Here is a 3109-nt window from a genome sequence, read left to right as displayed (position 1 = left end):
TCGATGCGGTCGGCGACGTTTTCCAGTGCGGCGTTCTGCAGCGTGGCGTGCTGTGAGTTGTCAGTCTGGTCGGCCTGCCACAGGTCGACGCCGATCGCGCGGCCCCTCGGCAACCGTTTTGCCGTCGCGAGCAACACCGCCCCCCGCCCACAACCCAGGTCAAGCACGGTTTCGTCGCCCCGCAGCCGAAGATCGTCGAGGATGCGGTCCCACACCACGAACTTGCCGGTCCGGGTCGCATACATGTACCAGACGACCGTCGCCGAGATCATGCCCGCCGACCCCGCCGCCAGAGCGGCCATGAGCCTTCTGCCGCGCGCCCAGCTGATCGCCGCCCAGACGGTTAAGGCCACGGCGTGGGCGCCCAGACCTATCCCCTGTGCCCGCGCAGAGACCTTCTCGAAAGAGCCGTCGATTCCGTAGTCGCCCCGGTGGTCATGCACCCCATCGAGCTTACGACCCCACAAGGCGGCGAACAGTTTTCGGGGCTGACGTCACCAACGGCCGTGGTGCACGACCTCGGAGAAGGGCCGGCGATTGGGTTTGCGGATGGGGGTGAGCGGGCGATCCGCCGGGTAGCCGACGCCGAGCAGGAAAGCCACCAGGTGATCGTCGGGAACGCCCAGGATGGCGCGGGCTTTGTCCTGGTCCCCCACCGACGAGTGCCCGGTTCCGATGCCCAGGTCGGTGGCCGCGATCATCATCGCCATCGTGGCCTGACCGACGTCGTAGTTGTCGGTGACCACCCTGCGCTCGTCGGGCGGCACCGGTACGACGAACGCGATCGCAGCTGGGGCCGCGGCGATGTGCCCGGCGCCGCGCCAGACCGTGGACAGCTCCTGCAGCTGACCCCGGTCGGTGACGATCACGAAATCCCACGGCTGGCGGTTTTTCGCCGACGGGGCGCGCCAGCCGGCTTCGGCGATCCGGTCCAGGTCCTCGGCCGCGACCGGGTCCGGCTTGTATTCACGCACATTGCGTCGAGCGGCAATCGCGTCCCACGCTTCCATTTATGCCCTCCTCTGCTTGACAATGGTGGCTAACCGGTGTCGAGCGGCACGAATTCCCGGACGGGAAGGAGGCCAGCAGCATGCAGCGCAATAGTGCCCAAACACCTTGGGCCACAATACGACACACTATCGACCGCGCAATTGACGGCCGTCAAGAAAATTCGGCGAGGTTTGGTCCCGCAGAATGCGGGAAAGCCCTGCTGAACCAGTCGAACAGCCCACTGGTGAACCGGACGGTGCGCCACCTCGTGAACCACCTGGGTGGTCTCGCAATCCAGAAAGGCGCATAGCCCCATGGCAGAGAATCTGACGCCACACTTCGAAGAAGTGCAGGCGCACTACGACTTGTCCGATGACTTCTTCCGGCTCTTCCTCGACCCCACGATGACGTACAGCTGTGCGTACTGGGACCGAATGCGAGACATTTCGCTGGAAGAGGCGCAGCTCCGCAAGATGGACCTGGCGCTGGGCAAGTTGGGCCTGCGCTCGGGGATGACGCTGCTCGACGTCGGCTGCGGCTGGGGCGGCACGATGCGCCGGGCGATGGAGAAGTACGACGTTAACGTCGTCGGCCTGACGTTGTCTCGGCACCAGGCCGCTCACGTGCAGAACCTGTTCGACGCGATGGACGGAGCGCGCAGCCGGCGGGTGTTGCTGCACGGCTGGGAAGAGTTCGACGAGCCCGCCGACCGGATCGTCTCCATCGGCGCGTTCGAACACTTCGGGTATGACCGGTACGACGATTTCTTCGAGAAGGCCTATCGCATCCTGCCCGACGACGGGGTGATGCTGCTGCACACGATCACCATGCTGACCCCGGAACAGATGGTGGAACGCGGCCTGCCGATGACCGACGAGGTCGCAAGTTTCACCGCGTTCATCGGTGCCGAGATCTTCCCGGGCGGCCAGTTGCCCCCAATCGAGATGGTGGAGTTCCACGCCTCGAAGATGGGCTTCAACCTCAGGCGCCGACAGTCGCTGCAGCTGCACTACGCCAGGACGCTCGACCACTGGGCCGAGGCACTGCAGGCGCGCCATGCCGAGGCCGTCGAGATCCAGTCCGAAGAGGTCTACCAGCGATACATGAGGTACCTGACCGGTTGCGCCGACGCCTTCCGCAAGGGCTACATCGACATCAACCAGTTCACGCTGGCGAAGTAGACCTGCTCCGCAATCGCGAAACCTGAACTATTTTCGTAAGCAGCCACCCGCGTCGGTGTCCCGGTCTATCGTGTCACCGCGATGGCGCTTCATCTGCACCGTGCCGAGCGCACCGATCTATTGGCCGACGGTCTCGGCGCCCTACTGGCCAACCCGCTGACCGACCCGTTCGCCGAGGACCTGGTCCTGGTTCCGGCGCGTGGCGTCGAGCGCTGGCTCAGCCAGCGACTGTCGCACGTCCTCGGGCGCGGCGTCGGCAGCGCAGCCGGCGACGGGGTGTGCGCCGCGGTGACGTTCCGCAGCCCCGCCTCCCTGATCGCCGAGCTCACCGGCACGGCCGACGACGACCCGTGGTCACCGGACGCGATGGCATGGCCGCTGCTGCACGTGATCGATCAATCGCTGGACGAGCCCTGGTGTCGCACGCTGGCAACGCATTTGGGCCACTTCGCGTCGACGGCGACGGAGGCCGAGCTGCGGCGCGGGCGCCGGTATTCGGTGGCGCGCAGGCTGGCGGGCCTGTTCGCCTCGTACGCCCGGCAGCGCCCGCGCCTGCTCGTCGATTGGCTCGACGGCAACGCGGGTGACCTCGACGAAGACCTGCTGTGGCAGCCCGCGCTCTGGCGGGCACTGGTCGCCGCGCTGCCCGCCGATCCCCCGCACATCCGGCACGAGAAGACTCTTACCCGGCTGCGCGAGGGCCCGGCGGAGCTGCCGACCCGGCTGTCCTTGTTCGGGCACACGCGGTTGGCGTGCACCGACGTGGAGCTGCTCGACGCGCTGTCCGCCCATCACGACCTGCACCTGTGGATGCCGCATCCCAGCGAACAGCTGTGGCGGGAACTCACCGGCGTCCATGGCGCGATCGCGCGCCGCGACGACACCAGCCACCGCGTCGTGGGCCACCCGCTACTGGCGACGCTCGGACGGGACCTGCG

The 3109-nt window shown here is 66.9% G+C and carries 3 protein-coding genes and 1 pseudogene; 2 read left to right on the top strand and 2 right to left on the bottom strand.

What is annotated here, in order from left to right; translation table 11 throughout:
- Positions 1–443 (bottom strand): annotated as a pseudogene (locus JOZ00_RS23350) (SAM-dependent methyltransferase); the annotation flags it as partial.
- 51 nt (positions 444–494) lie between these two features.
- Positions 495–1010 (bottom strand): nitroreductase family protein, encoded by a 516-nt coding sequence (locus JOZ00_RS23345; protein WP_293348759.1) that lies wholly within the window; start codon positions 1008–1010, stop codon positions 495–497.
- 294 nt (positions 1011–1304) lie between these two features.
- Between JOZ00_RS23345 and JOZ00_RS23340 the strand changes: the two genes are divergently transcribed.
- Both JOZ00_RS23340 and JOZ00_RS23335 read left to right on the top strand, forming a co-directional pair.
- The gene (locus JOZ00_RS23340; protein ID WP_293348756.1) at positions 1305–2171 is read left to right on the top strand and encodes a cyclopropane mycolic acid synthase family methyltransferase; all 867 of its coding nucleotides are present in this window, start codon (positions 1305–1307) and stop codon (positions 2169–2171) included.
- Between the two features lie 81 nt (positions 2172–2252).
- Positions 2253–3109: exodeoxyribonuclease V subunit gamma (locus JOZ00_RS23335; protein WP_293348753.1), on the top strand; the 857-nt coding region annotated here is incomplete at its 3' end.

The organism is Mycobacterium sp., assembly GCF_019243155.1.
Classification (GTDB): Bacteria; Actinomycetota; Actinomycetes; order Mycobacteriales; family Mycobacteriaceae; genus Mycobacterium.
The sequence above is the reverse complement of the archived record's forward strand: the minus strand, read 5'-3'. Positions and strand labels throughout refer to the sequence as shown.

Excerpts from the sequence above, each read along its gene's own strand:
- JOZ00_RS23345 (WP_293348759.1), bottom strand. The coding sequence starts at position 1,010 with ATGGAAGCGTGGGACGCGATTGCCGCTCGACGCAATGTGCGTGAATAC.
- JOZ00_RS23340 (WP_293348756.1), top strand. The coding sequence starts at position 1,305 with ATGGCAGAGAATCTGACGCCACACTTCGAAGAAGTGCAGGCGCACTAC.